Below are 19,543 nucleotides of genomic sequence, written 5' to 3'. Positions count from 1 at the left end.
AAAATATGAAACTCGTTTCCCTTCATATCTATCACTTCGGTGGTTTAAAGGATTGTAGAATTGCCTTCGAAAATAAGGGGCTGCAGATTCTTTACGGAGAAAACGAAGCAGGAAAAACGACACTGATGGACTTTATTAAATGTATGTTCTACGGTTTTCCTACAAAAAGTCAAAATCAACGCCGTTATGAACCTAAAGACGGAAACAGAATGGGTGGTAAGATCACCATTCACCATCATATACACGGCACTTGGACGATTGAGAGAATAGCGCGATCTACTGTAATCGGTGATGTGATACTTTTTAATGAAACGGGGCAGCAGAAAGAAGAGGCATTTCTGATTCAGTTGGTAGATGGAATGGAACAATCGTTGTATACGGGTGCATTTTGCTTTGGTCTTGATGGCTTACAAAAATTAGACAAGTTATCATCTGAAGAACTCGGTAATTTTTTATTAAGCACAGCTATCTCAGGTGACCGTGATCTATTAGACATCGAACAGACATTTGAGAAGAAACAAGCTCTTTTATTTAAAAAAGCAGGCAAAAAACCAATCATTAATGAAAAGTTAGAACAGCTTTCTTCATCAGCAAAATCACTTCAACTCTTAAAAGAAAAAAACGAGAGTTATCAGGCGTTAACGAACGAAAAAGAAGCTCAACAGAAGGATCTTGAGAGAATTAAACAAGAGTTTACGGAGATCCAAACACAACTTCTCTCAAACAAGAGGCTACTCGAATTAAAGCCTGTACTGCAAAAATATAGACAGCTTGATGTAGAGATAAGCTCTCTGGATTCTGACCAATTTTATTTTCCAGAAAACGGACTTCAACAATATGACGAATGGCGAAAAGAGTATTCAGGCTTAAAAAGTGACTTAACGTACACAGATAGCCGTATTCAAGATGTTGAAACCGAGCTGAAATCAGTGATAAGTAATGAAGTAATAATAAAATACGAAACAGAGATTAAACGTTTGTTTAATCACCTTCCTGAATATGAACATCTCTTCAACCAGCTACATGAGCTTCAACGTCACATACAGGCTTTAAAAAATGAAGAAAGAGAGCTCGTTGATGAGATCGGAGAAACGTGGTCTGAAGAAGAGCTTAAGAAACTTTCACTGTCTTTATCTTCTCTTCATCTTCTAGAAGATTTGATCAAGCAGCATGAGCAGGTTAAAGATAAACAAAGTAGGTTAGAAGACGAGCTCGAGGACTCTAGAATGAATCTCGAGCGTTTAGAAGCGGAAGAAGCACAACAAAAAGCGAACCTACTATCTGAAGAAGAATATGCAAAGTATCAGCATTCAAATCATAAGCAAACAAGAAATATTCCTTCCTATACAATACTATTGCCCATATTTTCTTCCGTATTACTTCTTTGGTCTGGTTGGATTTCAAATCATCCACCAGTCATGTTTGGGGGAGTTCTTCTATTGATTACGTCTCTGGTTTTAAGCTTCATGTATTTGAGGAAGAACCGGTCAGGTGAAGAAATGCCAAAACACGTACATCATCGATTGTTAGAAGATGAGGTCAATCGTAAACAATGGATGCAGCTCTCTCTACAGCTTTCTAACGAAAACAACATCTATGTACAGCTTGCTAAACGGCTGGATTATTTAGAAGTGGAAGAAGCAACTGTCCTTGATCGTGCGCAACGATGGGCGTCAGATAACGGGTACAAAGGGCAGTTGGACCGGCTTTTCGTATCAGGTTATATGAAGCGAGTTCTTCAGCTTAAGGATTTGTTAAGACAGCGAAATGAAGCAGAAATTAAAGTAAAAGATATAACGCTAAAACAAAATAATTATGAGAAGAAAGCCAGTTCACTATCACTTGTATTGGGAGAAGAACCCCAAGAAGATACGAAATACTGGATCAACTCTTGTTATGCCGAATTGGAGAAGCAACTTAAAAATCAATCGCGAGCAGTGCACCTACAGCAAAATAGAAGGGAACTCATCGAGCGAAGGGAAGAGTTTGAGAAAAAAATCACCTTTTTAGATGATCAGATCCATACTTTGTGGAATGATGCCAAAGTTAGCAAGGAAGCAGACTTTTATGTAAAAGGTAAAAACAAGGAACGGTTCAGCAAGCTAAAAGAAGAACGTGAATCGCTATTTAATCAATTGATATCGTTAGGGTTTTCAGAAGAAGAAGTCGTTGTGATGGCGGAGAAAGTAACGGTTCACTTTGAAAAAACGCTTCATCATATATCATTTCTGGAAGGAAAAGAGGAAGAAATACAAAAACAATATGCCGAGAAGGTTGAAGCAAAAGGGAAACTGGACTGGGAATTAGCGAAACTGCTTGAAGATGGCAGTTACTCAGAGAATATGCATCGTTTTGAGATGCTTAAAGATGAATGGAACACGCTCGTTAAGAAATGGGCAAGCGTGCGCCTTGCACAGCATGCTCTTTTAAAAGTAAAAGAAGAATATCAAAAAACAAAGCTACCAGCGGTTTTAGAGACTTCGAGTGTTTATTTTAGTAAAATAACAGAAAGTGAATATCAATCTATTACGTTCACAGACAAAAATGAACTAATGGTTGTAAACGGGGAAGGAATAGGTTTTTACCCGCATGAGTTAAGCCGGGGGACTGCAGAACAAGTGTATTTAGCTATCCGATTAGCAGTAGCTTACCATGCAGGACCGAAAGACTTTCCGATTTTAATGGACGATATTGCGGTTAACTTTGATGGCTTAAGGACAAAACGAACATTACAATTGATACAAGAAGCTGCGTTTGATCGGCAGGTACTGTTCTTTACCTGTCATAAACATATCGCTTCTACCGTTCCATCAGTCCCTGTCATACATTGGCCACACCAATCCGTTATCGCTGAAATGTAACCAAAGGAGGGGAATGGCTCATGTCAAATGAGTATTCCATTTACTTAGTCGAAGATGAACAAGATCTTGCTCAAGTGCTGAAGGCCTATATGGAAAAAGAAGGTTGGAGCGTTTCGGTTTTTCACAATGGTGAAGATGCTTTGAAGAATGCTGAAGAGAAGAAGCCTCATCTATGGATATTAGATATTATGCTGCCTGGTATGGATGGCTATGAAATTATTAAAGAGATCAAAAAGACTTCAGACATCCCTGTTATTTTTGTTTCTGCTCGAGACCAAGACTTGGATCGAATCGTTGGACTTGAGCTGGGCAGTGATGATTATTTAGCAAAGCCTTTCATGCCAAGAGAGCTCGTTATTCGAGTTAGAAAACTGTTAACGAGAATATATGAAACTGGTAACCGCCTGCCTCAAACCATTGAGATTACGGGGTATATGATTGATCCGATCTCAAGAAAGATCACACGTGATGGAGAGATGATTAATCTTACAGGAAAAGAGATCGACGTTCTTCTTTATTTAATCGAGAACAAAGGGAAATCTCGTAAGCGAGAAGAGATCTTAGAATATGTTTGGGGAGACGATTATTTCGGATCTGAACGCGCTGTGGATGATGTGATCAGACGTGTGCGTAAGAAGATGCCTCGATTGAACTTAGAGACCGTTTACGGAGCTGGTTATAGGATTATACCATCATGATACGTTTAAACCTAACTCAGCGTATATGGCTTTCATTCGGGCTGCTGATTTTTACGATTGGTCTCTTAACCGCGATCATCTATCCGCTATCCATTAAAGACACGCTGACTGAAGAAACGTATCGAATCATAGAGAACGAGCAGCAGAATGTATGGGATCCCAACAATCAGCTTCCTAGAGAAGGGGAATCTCCAACTGATTTTATTGAAAGAAGGAATGCTGCTCGTGATGTTGGACATGTAGTGATTGTTGACAAGTACGCCAACTCACAAGGTGATCCTGTACCTGAAGAAGTTCTTTATGAGATGGCTGAAAAAGCATACAAACAAAAGAAGAATAAAGGACGTTACGAGCTAACGTATGAAGATGCGACCTTATTTTATGCGATTACAACAAAGACCAACGTAAAAGGCGAAAAGGTGTATTTAATCTCCTATATGTGGGATACGTATCGCGATCAAATGGTTAACCGATTATGGCTAAGGCTTGTTTTGATTTTGTTGTTTACAGGTATATTCTCTATCATCCCTGCGATTTGGTTAGCACGGTATTTGCGTTCACCTCTCACCATCTTAGGAAAGCGGTTCGAACAGATCGCCAAACGCAACTGGCAGGAGCCGTTTCATTGGAAGGGTGATGATGAATTTTATATTCTTTCCAAACAGTTTGAAGAGATGCGTCAAAACTTGTTAAGACATGATCATGCACAAAAAACGTTTATTCAGCATGCGTCTCATGAATTAAAGACACCTATCATGACGATCAAGAGTTACGCTCAATCTGTAAAAGATGGCATCATGCCAAAGGATACAACAGAAGATATGATGGACGTGATCTTAAAAGAGACGGAAAGAATGGAAAAGCGTGTTCAAAATATGCTGTATTATACAAAGCTCGACGCTATGAAACTCGATGTTTTTACAAAAGAGAATTTTAACTTTGGTGATCTGGCAGAGGATATTGTTGAACGATTTAGGTATCAGCGTGAAGACATAGATTTTGAGATAACAGGTAACCATTACAATCTGAATGGTGATAAAGAGCAATGGGGTATACTGCTGGATAATTTAGTTCAGAACGCATTACGTTATGCACACGAGACGATTCGACTCTCAGCTTTTAATAACGGATCTGACTTTGTGATTGAAGTATTTAATGATGGAGAGAGTCTCACGGGTGTAACAGGAGAAGAAATCTTCCAGCCGTTCAGAAAAGGAAATAAAGGTCAGTTTGGACTTGGCCTTGCTATTGTAAAACGGATTGCGGAACTGCATGGAGGAAAAGTGGTCGCCGAGAATAGAGCAGAAGGAGTAGCATTTCAGATTAAGATTCCTATAACTAACCCAAAAAGAAAGGGTTAGAAGAGAGTCATTCACTAGTCGTAAATTTTACCAACTTAGTGTTATGACAAGTAGTTAAATAGACGGATATGCTATACTAAAGCAAAGAAAGGCGGGGTGAAAGATGAAAAAAGGACTTGCGTTTTATAAGGTAGGAGAGATAGTAGATGGTTTCTTTCTTATCAAATCATCTGTTAAAGGAACGGCAAGTAATGGTAAACCATTCTTAACGTTGATCCTTCAAGATCAAACAGGTGATGTGGAGGCAAAACTATGGGATAGTTCACCAGAAGATGAAGAGCTCTATGCAGCTCAAGCTATCGTAAAACTAGCTGGTGAGATGGGGAACTACAGAGGAAAAATGCAGTTGAAGCTTAAAGCCATTCGCCCTGCAACGGAACTTGATGGTGTTAAGGTAAGTGATTTCCTAGAAACAGCTCCATTATCCCAAGACGTGATGGTAGAGACAATCACCAAATACATATTTGAGATGAAGAATCCAAATATTCAAAGAATCACAAGGCATTTGTTAAAGAAACATCAAGCTGAGTTTCTGGAATATCCGGCAGCGGTTAAGAACCACCATGAGTTTGTATCAGGTCTTGCGTTTCATGTTGTATCCATGTTGGATATGGCAAAAGCGTTCAGCAAGCTCTATCCTTCTCTAGATACAGACCTTCTCTATTCAGGAATCATTCTGCACGATCTTGGAAAAGTCATCGAGTTGTCAGGTCCAGTTGCTGCGTCTTATACACTTGAAGGCAAGCTTCTCGGTCATATTACAATCATGGTGAACGAGATCGGTAAGGCGGCAGATGAGTTAGAGATTGAAGGAGAAGAAGTAACGGTCCTTCAGCATCTGGTTTTAAGTCACCACAGTAAACCGGAGTGGGGAAGCCCTAAAGCGCCGTTGATTCGTGAAGCAGAAATCCTTCATATGATCGATAATTTTGATGCTAGAATGAACATGATGGACCGCGCACTCGAAAAGGTGCAACCTGGAGAATTTACAGATAAGCAGTTCGCTCTGGAAAATCGTTCGTTATATAAGCCTTTATTCCAAGGGGAATTTGCTAAAAATTAAGGCCCTATTATAAAGGCAGTATTGTAGAGTTTTTTGCTATTAATCGTTTTTATTGTCTTCTTTGATAAGTTGATTGTAGTGGAAGGTGTGAGACTCCTGCGGGACAGGCGGGCAGGTGAGACACTTAAAAGTGAAACGTAAGAATGTGGCTCACCGCACGCCCCGCGGAAAGCGAGCAACCTGAAACGGAAATCAACAACTGACAAGGACAACGAAGCACCAAGATTAATAAAATTAACCCATTGTGTAAAAATGGGAGTTATGGTAAATTTGGAATTGGAAGTTACGAAACGAAATTTTAGGAGGCAATGACTCATGGTTAGCATTGTTCAAGGTAAGGTAAGAAAGCAAGCTAAATAACGTCTAGTCCCATTTGGGAAGGCTTATTTTGCTATGCAATCTACTTACTTTTGAGCAATCTTTCCATGTGCCATTCAAGAGCCTTTTTAACGAAAAGCTTATGGTATGCACATGTAACGGTGTATACTCATAGGCTTTTTTCTATGCTCTCATTGAAAAAAATTGCTGTATTCACTGCTTTCTTATGAAATTGACTGCTCAAAAGTCGGATTAGATAAATCAACAGTGTCGGAAATTACAAAAAGAAAGAAGTGAACAGCATGAGATGGAAAGATTGGGATGCGAATCTGAAGGTTCGTTTAATAGGAGAATTTTTTGTAAATCTATTGTTTTGGATGTTCTTCCCGTTTATGGCGATCTATTTTTCGGATGAAATGGGAAAAACAACAGCTGGAATTTTATTAGTCCTATCACAAGTTGTAGGTGTGATCACAAATCTTGTAGGTGGCTATTGTGCGGATAAATATGGACGAAAGAAGATGATGGTGATCTCGGCTTGGGGTCAGGCAGCAACGTTTATCTTTTTCTGTCTTGCTAACTCGCCGTGGATGGATTCACCGATCTTAACGTTTATTGCGTTTTCAGCGTTAGGGCTATTTGGTTCTCTATATTGGCCAGCTAGTCACGCGATGATCGCAGACGTTGTAGAAGAGAAGCATAGAAGTGAAGTGTTTGCCGTATTTTATACATCGATTAACATATCGGTAGTCTTTGGTCCTGTATTGGGGAGTATCTTCTTTTTCTCTTACCGCTTTGAATTATTGCTTGCCTGTTTACTCGTGAGTGTTGTGTTAGCGATCGTGCTAGCGAAATACATTCGTGAAACAGTTCCTGTAAAAAAAGAAGTATTAGAACAAGTTGGGACTGATAAAAATTGGTTCCAGGCGATCGGTGAACAGTTGAAAGACTATCGAGTGATCGCGAGTGATAAGCTATTCTTGCTATTTATCTTAGCGGGTATTCTTGTAGCTCAAACCTTCATGCAGATGGACCTGCTTTTAGCTGTTTACACAACGGAAAAAGTACCAGAACAATCGCTCTTTGCAATTGGAAATTGGGACATTTCATTAACCGGTGAAAAAGTGTTTGGTTATTTGATCTCCCTTAACGGATTGATGGTTGCGTTATGTACGGTTTGGATGGCTAAATGGATGAACCGATTTAAAGAAGGCAGAGTCTTTATCCTTTCTGCACTTTTATACGGTGTGTCGATGCTTGTGTTCGGCAGTACGACGATGATGTGGATTCTTTTTGGTGCCATGGTCATTTTTACAACAGCTGAGCTGATGGTAGTTGGAATCCAAGAAAGCTTTATTTCAAAGCTTGCGCCAGAAAACATGAGAGGGCAGTACTTTGCAGCAGCGGGTCTGCGTTTTACAATCGGACGTACGATCGCACCGATCTCTATTCCATTAACGATGTGGATCGGTTTTGAAAATACGTTTTATCTTCTCTTTGTCTTAGCGGTGATGAGTGCCGGACTCTATTACGTGATGTTCCGTGCATTTGACAAAAAAATGGAGTCTAATAAATCAGAAAAAGAATCTAAAGCTGAACCTGCACTTTCATGACATAACTTCCTATCATCCCTCATAGACTGTATTAAAAGCTTGTCTAATAAGGGGGAGTTAATCGATGAAAGGATACGCTGCTTTATTCTTCGGTGCCATACTCATAGCTGCCTTTGTGTTAAAAGAATATTCAGCTGGAGTGGGCAACTTCTTTACTATGACTCCATGGTGGATGTATTTCGTGCTTTGCGGCATTATCTATAGCGGTTATCGCATCGTTACATTGTTCCAAGAAGATAAAGAAATCGAGCAAAGAGTGATTGAAGAAGAAGGCAGAGTATACATGGAGCGTATCGAGAGAGCAAAAGCTCAGGAATCAGCTCGGCCTTCCGCTGAAGATGATGATGCAGAGGATTTAGTTGCAGCAGCAGGGGATGAAGATCATTATAATGATGATTCAAATCGTCTGTAGAATAGGAAGTAAGGAAAAGACCTGCTAAGAGCAGGTCTTTTGATTGTCTTTTTGGGATAGACAAGTTTTTTCTGATCTCATATTTTTATATGATGATCCGCTTTTTTTATGTGATGACGTGTATTTTTATATGATAATGTATATTTTTTATATGATAATGTATATTTTTTATGTGATGGTGCTCATTTTTTATGTGATCTGTGAATTCCTCTGTCTATGCAGAAGATTTTTGCAGCTTACTGTGGTGCGAAAGCCTTCTGCATACGTACAAAACAAAAACCAGACCCCATCAAAGGGTCTGGTTTTCATATTTCATGCCATTATTGTTGAGGCATCTGTGGCATTTGTGGTTGTTCTGCTTTCTTTTCCATCTTCTCTTTTAATTCTTTATCTTTTACTTTAACATCAGCTTTTTTCTTCAAGCTCTCTAAGATCTCAGTGATTGGCTTTGCTTTTTGCTGCTTAAGCTCTTGCTCGATCTGTTCTTTTTTGTCTTCAAATTTGTTTTCACGCTTGTCTGTTACTTTAATGATGTGGTAACCGTAATCAGACTTAACAAGTTCACTTGTTTTACCTTTTTCAAGTGTAAACGCAACTTTATCAAACTCTGGAACCATTGCGCCTTTACCGAAGAAGCCAAGGTCTCCACCTTTAGATTTTGAACCAGGGTCTTTAGAGTATTCTTCCGCTAATTTAGCAAAGTCTCCACCTTCGTTCAATTTCTTCTGAACTTCTTTAGCCGTCTTCTCATCCTCTACAAGAATATGGCTCGCTTTAACTTCTGTTTTGTATTTTTCATCAAATGTTTTTTTCATTTCATCTTCAGAAATCTTAACGCCTTCTGTTGCTGCTTTTTCATTTAAAAGCATAGACTTGATGCGCTCTTTTAGCTGCTTTTCATCAGATAAGCCGTTTTGCTCAAGTGCTTGTTTGAAAGCATCTTCGCCGCCAAGTTCTTCTTTGATCTTTTCTGTTTCTTTCTCGATTTCTTTATCTGTTACTTTATATTTATCTTCAAGCACCATTTCGTCGATCATTTGGTTTAGGACTTGGTCACCGTATTGTTCCTTCATCTTTTTGTAGAATTCTTCTTTCGTAATATCTCCTGCTTTAGATTCTACGATGGCTTCTGAATCAGCACCACCAGCATTATTACAAGCGGATAAAGAAATAAGTCCCGCTGTGAGCCCTACTGATAACATCCATTTTTTCATTTTCAAACACTCCTACTGTGAAGTAATAATTTAACAACTCTTACTATAGCATAAACGTTACGGGTATTCCTATTCAATAAATGAAATATGAGAAAATTTACACATTATAAAACCTTTGTTTTCGGGTATTCCACACGATTTTTCAAAAAAATTTTAAAAACCGGGTCATTCGTCTAATCAAAACAGGGCGTATCACTATATGATATGGAGAAAGAAAAGGGAGGTATGATGATGGGTTATGGTTACGGTTACGGTCATGGGGGAGGAATAGCATTAATCTTAGTTCTTTTTATCCTTCTCATCATTATTGGAGCTTGTTACTGCTATTGATGGTGAATAGAAATTTAAATTAATTTAAAGGGCGAATGCCTATGCGTGAATTACGGGTCATGCATAGGATAGTGTACAGAATATCAAAGGAGGTGGCTTTCATGGGTTACGGTGGATACGGGCATGGAAAAGGCTTCGCATTGATTGTTGTGTTGTTTATTCTTTTGATTATCGTAGGAGCTGCATGTTTCTGCTAAAATAAATGACAGTCTAAGCAGGACCTTTTCTTATGAAGGGGGACTGATCAGGCTTGACGTTTATAAGCAGTTTCGTTAATGTGTGTTTTACTACTCTTGATCAAAAGGTGCAGCATGTGTATGGTACGGTTACTCAAGGGGGAATGCAATTTAGGTTCCCCCTTTTATATTTTTTATAGAACGTTTGAAATATAGGATGAAATGAGCAGAATGGTAATAGAAACGTTAATCGTACGATAAACCGAGTCTTGCTGCTTTGAGGACAAGTTCTTTTTGTCACATAACTTGTGTGTAAGTGAATTAAATACAAATAAAAAGATTGGTGCTAAAAAAACGAAGATATAGCCTGCCATATGAAAACCTCCAACATGAACTACTTGTTTAACTTTACCAAAATATGTGGAATATGAATAGGAAAATAACTTCTAAGAGATGAGAGAGGGAGAGAAAATTATGAATAAGTGGAAAACGGCTTTTTTTACACTACTGCTGCTATTTTTAATCATACCGATCGCCATAGCCGTTGTGCTTTTTAAAGACCCTGCTGGTGGTCAATTAGATCGTAGTTCACTAGATAATAATATTGGGGACAATCAAAAGTTGTTGAGCATACATACAGAAAAAGAACAAGTGGAAGATCTATTAAATAAAGAACTGCGCAAAAGGGCACCAGATGTGAACGTATACGTAAATTTAAGAAATGATGAAGCCGTGCTTAACGGATCATTTATCGCGTTTGATCAAGAGCTTCCTTACCAGGTAACCTTTGAACCTGAAGTTCTTGAAAACGGTGATTTGTTATTGAAGGAGAAGGACATGCAAGTGGGGCGTTTTCCACTGCCTGGTGACGAGGTGTTTACCCTTATCCAAAAGACCGTTGCGTTTCCTGAATGGGTAGATGTATATCCGAAAGACGAAAGCATTTTGATGAGAGTGACCGAAATGCCAACAAAGCCAGGTTATGCGATTAAAGCTGAAGAATTCGATTTAAAGAAAAACTCTATTAAATTGGGAGTTTATACAGAAAACTAAAATAAAGCGCTTCTTCCCATCCTTGGTGGGGAGAAGTGCTTTATTATTCTTCATCAATTATTCATACCCAAATGGAGAAAGTTGGATTATAATTATTATAGACAGACAATGACTAGAAAGCAGGGTTTTGTATGGAGACGGTGGAAGAACGACTAGAACGACTAGAATTTTATAATCAGCTAACGATTGAGAGTGTCGATCTTACAGCGTATCCGTTTTTTAGACTAGTCATGGAAAAAAAGCTCACCGAGCAGGAAGTGAATAAGGTCTTCCTTCTTTGCGATGAGCTTCAACGAAAGTATGAAATGCAGAGTGAAGAAGGCTTTGTGCATTACACGCCTCTTCTGTTACATTTTGCAGGCATGTTAACACCAAAGCTTTCCCCAAGAGAAACGATAACGGCATTGCTTCAACAAGAAAAATATATCCCTTTGATGGAGAAGCTATACGAGTTATCGGTACGTTACGAATGAGAAGAGGCAATTTCCTCAGCTGCTATCACAGGTGATGCAGGCTGATCATCTAATGATGCTTCGATCTTTTCTTCGAGTTTGTTGAAAATTGACATAAAGTCATCGCCATATAAATTGCGGATGATCGACATCAATTCAGGAAACTCTGGGAACCTTCCAAACAACTCTTTAATCGGCATAGAAGCACTAAAAACACCAAATTTTGAAGGATCATACGTATTTAATGTTTGAAGTAAAAGCTCTTCACCTTTAGGTGTTAGACAAATATATGTATTTCGCTTATCATCTTCTTTTTTAGAAAATGTTAGATAGCCTTGTTCTTCAAGCTTTTTTGAAAAGTTAAAAGCAGTGGACACGTGCATAACGCCAAACTTTGCAATATCAGAGATTGATGCACCCTCAAGATGATGAGCAATCCAAAGAATATGGTGTTCATTGATGTTTAAACCATAGTCCTTAATCCAATTTTGCCAGTCTTTTTCTACACTTTTCCATAAAGCTTTACTAATCTGTGAAAGTTTGTGACTATAGATCATGGCTTCTTGAAAACTATATAATTGATCTTTGTTCATTTTTAAAATGCCCCTCCATCTTATAAAACACATCCTATTCCTCATTATGCCAGTATTTCCTATAATAAGAAAGTAAAATTTTTCAATTTTTCCTTATTTTTTAGTAAAATAGTTATATAACTTTTAGCTGATATGGTGTTAAAGTAAGTGTTCTCACATGTTCGTAAGTAAGATAAAAAAAATTCTCCAAAAAGGGAGAATTTTTTCGAGATTATTTAATTTCTTGTTCCATTTCTTCTGGTGCTTCTTCAATTGTCGAAGCAGCAGTTTCTTGTAGTGCCTCTTCTTTTTCTTTATTAGCAAATCTGATCTTTGCTCTAAGCTGAATGCCATCACGCTTGATGCTGGAGAATGTAGATTTCATTTTATCCATATTTACTTTAAGATCTTTTCTTACTTCTTTACCTGCTTTAGGTGTTGAAAGTAACGTAGCTGCTGCTGTAACCACCGTTCCTAATGCGAAACCTACTACCATGGATTTTTGTTTAGACATCTTATAATTCCTCCTCATTCTTTTATTATCTAATGAATTCGTGAATTTCTCTTATATTCCTATGAAAAATAATGACGAATATAAAAATATTTCCCGATAGATTTCGTCATGTTTGGACAACTGAAATCTTACTTTAAAAGAACAGTCGAAATTTGAAAACATTGATGTGCCAGGCAATCGCATAAAATATTGATGCAATGCGAGCCATATTAAAAAAACGTCATACTTGTCTAAAACAGAAGATATTTGACTGACTTTGGAGAAAGATAATATAAAATAAATGAAAAGTAAAAAAAGGTTCATAATTGACGAAGAGGTTTAAAAGAGGGTATACATAAGAAAAAGAATGGAGGGATATGGGTTGAAACAAAACACAATCGGCAACTACTTTAATAAAATGAAGGAAAAAGCGAATGCTGTGCTTGAAAGTTCTACTCAAACGGGTGAACTCGTTACAGAAGCTGAGAAAAAAAGTTCGCAACCAGATAAACAAGGTTTAAGTAACCTAGGCTCTCAAGTAAAAGCGTTAGTTCGAATGGTGAAGTCATATAAAAGAGGCGACTATCGTGATGTCTCCAAAAAATCTTTAGTATTAGTGGTGGCAGGTCTTCTGTATTTTGTTAGTCCTATAGATGCAGTTCCTGATTTTCTGATCGGAGCAGGTCTATTGGATGATGCTACCGTTCTAGCTTTTATTTTTTCAACGTTATCAACCGAGATTTCAGCTTTTCAAACATGGGAAGAGGAAAAAGAAGAAGAGGATAAATACGTAAAGCCAACTCCATAGTAGGAGCTGGCTTTTTTTATATTACTGTCTTTTTTTTATTAAGCTGTTAAATTCGATCGTTTAGATAATCGTTCTGCGATCGGGTAGATAAAGAACATGATCAAACCGCTAACAATACTTGTTGGTACAACGATCATTCCAATAAAGCTGAGTAATGTACCAGGTAATCCAGCGACGATCATTGCAACCATGAGGAACAATGTTCCACTAATAATCGTTCCTACTACCGTTAGAAGAACGGCGCTAATCGCGTTTACTTTTACTTTCTTAGCTAGTAAGAACAAAGCCAAAAATATAAAAGCTGTAATGGGTTTTTCTACGATATTGGCAATCTGTCCGCCTGCCATACCTGTTGTTAGTGCGGAAATGACACCAGCTGCCATACTTGCAATAATTACGTTTTGTTTTGTTGGTGATAGCATAATGGCAAGAAACATCATCACGAGTAATAAATCAGGTTTCATTCCAAAAAATAATGGGGGTACGACTGTGTGAAACACATACCCTAATGCAATAAGTACAGATGTCAAAGCTAATGATTTGGTATTCGTATTCATTTTCTCATCTCTCCTCAGCTACTCTTAGCCTAATTTCTTTCCAATAGTGCCCTCTTGGCCTAATGCGAAAGTACCTTTATGTTACCAGATGTACGTACAACTGAAAAGGTTTGTGAACTACTTTCCGTATTTTTCCTGAAACTGTATCATGAACTGTGCAAGGCTATCACATGATTCTTGGGGAACTGCATTATAGATTGATGCTCTGAAACCACCGACCGACCGATGTCCTTTTAATCCATAAATCCCGTTTTCTTCACTTTCTTTAATAAACTGCTTTTCCAGTTCATCATTAGCAAGAGTGAATGTGATATTCATGTTTGAACGTGACTCTGGTGTTGCAAAGCCATTGTAAAAGCCATTACTTTTATCAATCGTGTCGTAGATGACACCAGCTTTATTTTGATTTCTTTTTTCCATTGCTTTGACCCCACCAGACGTTTCTACCCAACCTAGTACAAGGTTTAGTAAATAGATGGAGTACACAGGGGGAGTATTATAAAGAGAATTATTCTTCGCATGAACAGAATACGACAAGATCGATGGAACAGATTTGTTATCTTGTAGCAGGTCTTTGCGGATGATGACTGCTGTGACTCCAGAAGGTCCAAGGTTCTTTTGTGCACCCGCGTAGATCAATCCATAGTCTTCAACTGAAATAGGTCTGCTCATAATATCACTAGACATGTCGGCAACAAGATTTTGATGTTTGAAGGATTGCAAGTCTCGCCATTGTGTACCATAGATCGTATTGTTAGATGTGATATGAAGATAAGCGTCATTCTCACTTGGTACATAATTCATCTCAGGAAGGGTACGATACGCCGACTCCTTACCTGTAATGACTGCTTCACACGACCCAATTTTTTGAGCTTCTTTATATGCTTTTTCAGACCAAGACCCGGTAAGTACATATTTCGCGTTCTTTCCACCTTGAATAAAATTCATCGGAATCATGGCGAATTGAAGACTTGCTCCACCTTGTAAAAACAACACTTCATGTGTATCGGGTATATCGAGTAAACGTTTCATGCGCGTTTTTGCTTGCTCATGTATGCCTTCATATTCTGAACCCCTGTGGCTATGTTCCATGATATTTAATCCAGTACCTAGAAAGTCATCCCATTCTTCCTTTGCTTGCTGCATGACCTCTTTAGGCAATGTTGTTGGTCCTGCTTGAAAATAGATGCGTGTCATCGTTCTCCTCCTTATAAAATAACGCTGTTTTAGCAAACTCTGAGAGCATTTGAAAGTTGTTGATTTCCGTTCCAGGTGCTTCGCTTTCCGCGGGGCGACCGGTGAGCCCCTTGCCGCTTTGCGCCATTAAGGGTCTCACCTGACCGCTCGTCCCGCAGGAGTCTCACACCCTACACTCCAATCAACATTTCAGTGATGTCTTATAAGCAAAGATCTTTTAGAATATTGCGAAACAAAAAAAGAATATGAAAAAACTGCCCAGATTAAAAGAAGGCAGTTTTAATATGTAACGTTAGCTTTTAACGTTTTCTTTAATATGTTGAGCCATTTCGGTCATTTCGTTGGCAGGGGTATCCTGTGTTTTCCAGACTGCTCCAAAACCGTCACCTTGACCGTAACGTGGGATAAAATGCATGTGATAATGGAAAACTGACTGTCCGGCTGCTTCACCGTTGTTGTTTAGTATGTTCAGGCCGATTGGATTAAACGTTTGTTTAATTCCAGAGGCAATTTTAGGCACGACAGAATAAAGTTTGGCTGCTGTTTCTGCAGGCAGTTCGAATATATCTGTTGAGTGCTCTTTAGGAATAATCAGCGTATGTCCTTTTGTGACCTGACTGATATCTAAGAAGGCTAGAACGTTCTCGTCTTCGTACACTTTGTAGGATGGAATTTCACCCGCAACAATTTTACAAAAAATGCAGTTTGAATCGTGGGACAAGTGGCTCACCTCATTTTTTTTACTTATCATATCACACATAATCAACCTAAAAAATAAGGTATTCTTTTTATCCTTATCATAAGACTCTTTTCTATAGGATAGTTGCTTTTGAATGTTTATTCTTTTTCTCATTGACAAGTTGATTGGAGCGCAGAGTGCGAGACTCCTAATGGCGCGTAGCGTCAGAGGCTCACCGCCACGCCACGTGGAAAGCGAGCAACTTGGAACGGAAATCAACACTGCCAAAAGCAACGAAGTTTACGAAAACAGGCAATAAAAAAGAAGGGTCCTATTCAAAAATAGAACCCTTCTTCTTATAGAGGTTAGAGAAGAAAGGAGAACACGAAAACAAAACAATACGATTTTTTAGCCATGCACCTCAATATTAAGAATTTGTAATTGCTCAAGCACTAAATAGTCCAAGAGAACCATCTCCTTAAAATTTAGCATATCTGAAAAAATCTAATACCTTGCATCTTTCTCCCTGAAGAAGGGGGGATACCTTCTTCTCTTATATCTTGTCCATGAAGTCTTACTTGTTATACATATAAAATTGGTAAAGGAAACGGGAATTGAGCTATTATAAGGAAAGAATGACAAAAAGGAGGATTCTCCGTGAAAAAAAGACAACTTGTATTAACAATGACTCTTGGTGTTTGTTTCCTTATCACAGGCTGCGGGAATAAATCAGATGACGAACATAAAAACCACCAAGAGGAGTCACAGGGAAAACAACAGGCTTCGCATGAAGGACATGAAAATCATCTGCCGAACGGTGATATTCAAGAACTTACAGCTTCGATAGATGTAATGCCCGGCTTTTTAGATAAACAACCTGATGAGATTGCTGCAATTTATGCAGAAGCCCCTAAATATAAAGAACTGCTTGAATCTATGCCTTGTTTTTGTGGATGTGGTGATTCTGCAGGTCATAAAGACAATTATGATTGCTTTGTCGCCGAAAACAAAGAAGATGGAAAAATTGTATGGGATGATCATGGCACAAAATGCGGGACGTGTCTGGAAATCGCTGCGATAAGCATGAGTGCTTCTGCAGATGGAAAGACTCCTCTTAAGATCAGAAAGATGATCGATGAGAAATATAAAGAAGGTTATGCAGAGCCAACTCCTACACCGATGCCTGCTTCATAAGGTGTAAAACAAGAAAAATGGCAAACAATAATGAAAATGCTGGATTGCAGAAGGAGGTATTGTATGAAACCAATCCTTGAAGTTACGGATTTAACAGGGGGGTATCTGGCTAATCAGCCTGTTATTCATCACTTAGATTTCACGGTGAAAGAAAATGAGATAGTAGGATTGATCGGTTTGAATGGAGCCGGTAAAAGTACAACTATAAAGCATGTGCTCGGCCTTATGGAACCCATGTCAGGCACTTCAAAAATCGAAGGGCAGACGTTTAGGGAAGAACCAGAAAATTATCGAAGTCAGTTTACATACATACCAGAGATGCCGATTCTCTACGAAGAGTTAACATTATGGGAACATCTAGAACTAACAGCAATGGCATATGGACTAGAAGAACAAACTTTTTTAACACGAGTTCGACCATTGCTTGAAGAGTTTCGCATGGATAACAAGATCAAGTGGTTTCCGAGTCAGTTTTCCAAAGGGATGAAGCAAAAAGTAATGATTCTTTGTGCGCTTTTGGTTGAACCAAAGCTTTATATCGTGGATGAACCGTTTGTTGGGCTCGATCCGCTTGGCATTCAATCTTTTCTCGAGTATATGGTTAAATTTAAAAATAACGGTGCTGGCGTCTTGATGTCGACTCATATCTTGTCCACGGCAGAAAGATATTGCGACCGCTTTTTGATCATGCATGAAGGAAGGCTGGTTCTAAGCGGGACATTAGAAGAATTACGTATGAGAAGCGGGTTGGAGAATGCGACGTTAGATGATATCTACCTTTATGTAGCAAGAGGTAAAGTAACATGATCGATGTAAAAAAATTATGGACAAAACGACGCAATGCTCATGTTACGCACACACTGAAATACTTTAGTTTAATGGCTAACAGCGGACTTATTGTTTCCTTAATTTTGCTCATCGTCATCGGCAGTGTATATTATGCTAAGCTTCTGCAAGCACTTCCTGAGAATTTCCCTGCCGTCTTTATTCTAACGATTGTTTTTTCGTTCTGGTTGACCAAAAGTTCGATCCGTACGTTGTTAAAAGAAGGTGATCTCGTATTTTTATTGCCTGTAGAATCAGGCATGAAACAATATTTTTCAAAAGCCATTTCTTCAGCTACAGCAACCGGCTCTTTTTTTACCCTATTCATTTTTACACTGCTATGGCCGATCGTCCAGGTGTTTGTTCATGATGGATGGAAGATGTATGTCACATTTGGCTTCTTTTTGATCGCAGCAAAAGTATTTAACATATATGTATCGTGGGAAGAAAGAAGGTTGCCTTACAAAAGTCATCAAACGAACTATAAAATCATGAGGTTCATTGTAAACTTTGTATATGCGTATCTGCTCTTTAATGAAGCTTACCTCTTTTTGATCGCTATTTTTGCGATCATGTACGTACTAAAGAACTTTGTTTTCGGTGTCTTTAAAAAGCAGCATGGTTATCAGTGGGAAATGCTATTAGCGGAAGAACAAGCTTTAAAAATGAAAGGGTACCGAATGGTCAATTATTTTACGGATGTACCTGCGCTCAAGCAGACCGTACATAAGCGACCGTTGTTTAACAGCGTAGCATCTTTCTCATTTAAAAAGAAAAATGCACTTTCTGCTTTGTACATGAAGACATTTGTGCGTTCAGGGGATTACCTTGGCTTGTATGTGCGATTGATTTTAATCGGCTTTCTTTTCATGTATTTAATTCCTGCGGGTTGGTGGCAATTAATCGTAGTGTTCTTGTTTTTTCAAATGTTTGCACTGCAATTGTTCACACTTTATACGCAGTACAGATGGAATGTTATATTCATGATCTATCCGATCAAACAAGATACAAGAGTAAAAGCTTTTCAAAATTGGCTGAAAAACTTGCTGATCATACAAGGTGTACTCTATGGTATTTTCTATGTGTTGCTTACTGGGGACTGGCTGATCGCCATTCTTATGCCTGTCGCAGCAATACTTTATAGTGTAGTACGACTGCCTAGTATGACAAAAAAACATATCACGTTGACTTCCTAGCTCATTACGGGCTGGGAAGTTTTTTTAAAAGCGCTTTTTTCTAAAAGCTTGTCTCTTTTGACAGTTGATTGGAGTGGAAGGTGCGTGCCTACCACCTGAAATACATCTCGCAAGGCATGCGACGAGGAAGCTTACTACGGTAGCATAAACTTGTAGACGCAGGAGCAAGGGACCTATAAAAGGCGTGCAGTCCGGAAAGTGGAAGTGGCTTGTTCAGCCCCGACCAGCCAAAGTAAATGGACTTTGAAGGCGCACTATGCCTTCTGGACCATTTAACTTTTGACCTCGAGGGGCTAGCCACTGCAACTAGACAGGTGAGACACTTAAAAAGTGAAACGTACGAATGTGGCTCTGGCTCACCGCTTGCCTCGTGGAAAGCGAGCATCCTAGACATGGAAATCAACTACTTCCAAGTTTGCAAACAAATTTTGGGCATCTTTCATAGCTTATGCATATAAGTTTTATGGAAGG

General features: G+C 38.7%; 22 protein-coding genes. 14 read left to right on the top strand and 8 right to left on the bottom strand.

Annotated features, from left to right (window positions below):
* Positions 1 to 5 precede the first annotated feature (5 nt).
* The 6 genes from IHV11_RS17455 (at position 6) to IHV11_RS17430 (ending at position 8,326) form a co-directional block, all read left to right on the top strand.
* Positions 6 to 2,861, top strand: a complete 2,856-nt coding sequence (locus IHV11_RS17455) for an ATP-binding protein (RefSeq protein ID WP_197195685.1) — start codon at positions 6 to 8, stop codon at positions 2,859 to 2,861.
* 20 nt (positions 2,862 to 2,881) lie between these two features.
* Entirely contained in the window at positions 2,882 to 3,559 is a 678-nt protein-coding gene (locus tag IHV11_RS17450; protein ID WP_197190822.1) for a response regulator transcription factor, read from the top strand.
* Positions 3,556 to 4,920, top strand: coding sequence for a sensor histidine kinase (locus IHV11_RS17445; protein ID WP_197195684.1), 1,365 nt, complete (start codon positions 3,556 to 3,558; stop codon positions 4,918 to 4,920). Before IHV11_RS17450 ends, IHV11_RS17445 begins: the two co-directional genes overlap by 4 nt.
* A 103-nt stretch (positions 4,921 to 5,023) precedes the next feature.
* Entirely contained in the window at positions 5,024 to 5,983 is a 960-nt protein-coding gene (yhaM, locus tag IHV11_RS17440; RefSeq protein ID WP_197195683.1) for a 3'-5' exoribonuclease YhaM, read from the top strand.
* Between the two features lie 620 nt (positions 5,984 to 6,603).
* Positions 6,604 to 7,914 (top strand): MDR family MFS transporter, encoded by a 1,311-nt coding sequence (locus tag IHV11_RS17435; RefSeq protein WP_197195682.1) that lies wholly within the window; start codon positions 6,604 to 6,606, stop codon positions 7,912 to 7,914.
* Between the two features lie 64 nt (positions 7,915 to 7,978).
* Positions 7,979 to 8,326, top strand: a complete 348-nt coding sequence (locus tag IHV11_RS17430; RefSeq protein WP_197126863.1) for a sporulation YhaL family protein — start codon at positions 7,979 to 7,981, stop codon at positions 8,324 to 8,326.
* A 320-nt stretch (positions 8,327 to 8,646) separates the two neighbouring features.
* Here the strand turns inward: IHV11_RS17430 and IHV11_RS17425 are convergent, their stop codons facing one another.
* Positions 8,647 to 9,540, bottom strand: coding sequence for a peptidylprolyl isomerase (locus tag IHV11_RS17425; protein WP_197126864.1), 894 nt, complete (start codon positions 9,538 to 9,540; stop codon positions 8,647 to 8,649).
* A gap of 204 nt (positions 9,541 to 9,744) precedes the next feature.
* Here IHV11_RS17425 and IHV11_RS17420 point away from each other — a divergent pair, with 204 nt between their 5' ends.
* Entirely contained in the window at positions 9,745 to 9,870 is a 126-nt protein-coding gene (locus IHV11_RS17420; RefSeq protein ID WP_305069366.1) for a YjcZ family sporulation protein, read from the top strand.
* A 101-nt stretch (positions 9,871 to 9,971) separates the two neighbouring features.
* Positions 9,972 to 10,067: a YjcZ family sporulation protein gene (locus IHV11_RS17415; protein ID WP_082861266.1), complete on the top strand. Its 96-nt coding sequence runs from the start codon at positions 9,972 to 9,974 to the stop codon at positions 10,065 to 10,067.
* A gap of 173 nt (positions 10,068 to 10,240) precedes the next feature.
* On the opposite strand, the gene IHV11_RS17410 is transcribed toward IHV11_RS17415, so the two are convergent.
* On the bottom strand, positions 10,241 to 10,420 hold the full coding sequence (locus IHV11_RS17410) for a hypothetical protein (RefSeq protein ID WP_066239985.1): 180 nt from the start codon (positions 10,418 to 10,420) through the stop codon (positions 10,241 to 10,243).
* Between the two features lie 100 nt (positions 10,421 to 10,520).
* Between IHV11_RS17410 and IHV11_RS17405 the strand changes: the two genes are divergently transcribed.
* Positions 10,521 to 11,099, top strand: a complete 579-nt coding sequence (locus tag IHV11_RS17405) for a YpmS family protein (RefSeq protein ID WP_197195681.1) — start codon at positions 10,521 to 10,523, stop codon at positions 11,097 to 11,099.
* A 131-nt stretch (positions 11,100 to 11,230) separates the two neighbouring features.
* Positions 11,231 to 11,572: a DUF1878 family protein gene (locus IHV11_RS17400; protein ID WP_197195680.1), complete on the top strand. Its 342-nt coding sequence runs from the start codon at positions 11,231 to 11,233 to the stop codon at positions 11,570 to 11,572.
* On the opposite strand, the gene IHV11_RS17395 is transcribed toward IHV11_RS17400, so the two are convergent.
* Both IHV11_RS17395 and IHV11_RS17390 read right to left on the bottom strand, forming a co-directional pair.
* A complete protein-coding gene (locus IHV11_RS17395) occupies positions 11,563 to 12,144 on the bottom strand; it encodes an HTH-type transcriptional regulator Hpr (protein ID WP_066391382.1) in 582 nt (193 codons plus the stop codon). The two genes, IHV11_RS17400 and IHV11_RS17395, sit on opposite strands and share 10 nt — an antisense overlap.
* Before the next feature lie 211 nt (positions 12,145 to 12,355).
* Positions 12,356 to 12,637, bottom strand: coding sequence for a YtxH domain-containing protein (locus tag IHV11_RS17390; protein ID WP_197126866.1), 282 nt, complete (start codon positions 12,635 to 12,637; stop codon positions 12,356 to 12,358).
* 361 nt (positions 12,638 to 12,998) lie between these two features.
* Between IHV11_RS17390 and IHV11_RS17385 the strand changes: the two genes are divergently transcribed.
* Complete coding sequence (locus tag IHV11_RS17385; protein WP_197126867.1) at positions 12,999 to 13,424, top strand: YkvA family protein; 426 nt, start codon at positions 12,999 to 13,001, stop codon at positions 13,422 to 13,424.
* Positions 13,425 to 13,462: 38 nt separating this feature from the next.
* Here the strand turns inward: IHV11_RS17385 and IHV11_RS17380 are convergent, their stop codons facing one another.
* The 4 genes from IHV11_RS17380 to IHV11_RS17365 form a co-directional block, all read right to left on the bottom strand.
* The gene (locus IHV11_RS17380; RefSeq protein WP_197126868.1) at positions 13,463 to 13,981 is read right to left on the bottom strand and encodes a tryptophan transporter; all 519 of its coding nucleotides are present in this window, start codon (positions 13,979 to 13,981) and stop codon (positions 13,463 to 13,465) included.
* Between the two features lie 117 nt (positions 13,982 to 14,098).
* Positions 14,099 to 15,178 (bottom strand): 3-phosphoserine/phosphohydroxythreonine transaminase, encoded by a 1,080-nt coding sequence (gene serC / locus IHV11_RS17375; protein WP_197195679.1) that lies wholly within the window; start codon positions 15,176 to 15,178, stop codon positions 14,099 to 14,101.
* Positions 15,135 to 15,305: a hypothetical protein gene (locus tag IHV11_RS17370; protein ID WP_197195678.1), complete on the bottom strand. Its 171-nt coding sequence runs from the start codon at positions 15,303 to 15,305 to the stop codon at positions 15,135 to 15,137. Before IHV11_RS17370 ends, serC begins: the two co-directional genes overlap by 44 nt.
* 165 nt (positions 15,306 to 15,470) lie before the next feature.
* On the bottom strand, positions 15,471 to 15,899 hold the full coding sequence (locus IHV11_RS17365; RefSeq protein ID WP_231618092.1) for an HIT family protein: 429 nt from the start codon (positions 15,897 to 15,899) through the stop codon (positions 15,471 to 15,473).
* A gap of 615 nt (positions 15,900 to 16,514) precedes the next feature.
* Here IHV11_RS17365 and IHV11_RS17360 point away from each other — a divergent pair.
* The 3 genes from IHV11_RS17360 to IHV11_RS17350 all read left to right on the top strand — a co-directional run bounded on the left by IHV11_RS17360 (position 16,515) and on the right by IHV11_RS17350 (position 19,072).
* A complete protein-coding gene (locus IHV11_RS17360) occupies positions 16,515 to 17,051 on the top strand; it encodes a PCYCGC motif-containing (lipo)protein (RefSeq protein ID WP_370568706.1) in 537 nt (178 codons plus the stop codon).
* A 63-nt stretch (positions 17,052 to 17,114) separates the two neighbouring features.
* Positions 17,115 to 17,858, top strand: a complete 744-nt coding sequence (locus IHV11_RS17355; RefSeq protein ID WP_197195677.1) for an ABC transporter ATP-binding protein — start codon at positions 17,115 to 17,117, stop codon at positions 17,856 to 17,858.
* Positions 17,855 to 19,072, top strand: a complete 1,218-nt coding sequence (locus tag IHV11_RS17350; protein ID WP_197195676.1) for an ABC transporter permease — start codon at positions 17,855 to 17,857, stop codon at positions 19,070 to 19,072. The genes IHV11_RS17355 and IHV11_RS17350 overlap by 4 nt, the downstream gene beginning before the upstream one ends.
* Positions 19,073 to 19,543 lie beyond the last annotated feature (471 nt).

This window comes from Fictibacillus sp. 26RED30, assembly GCF_015903845.1.
In the GTDB taxonomy this organism is placed as follows: Bacteria; Bacillota; Bacilli; order Bacillales; family Fictibacillaceae; genus Fictibacillus; species Fictibacillus phosphorivorans.
Note: the sequence above shows the minus strand (reverse complement) of the source record. Positions and strands in the feature narration are given on the sequence as shown.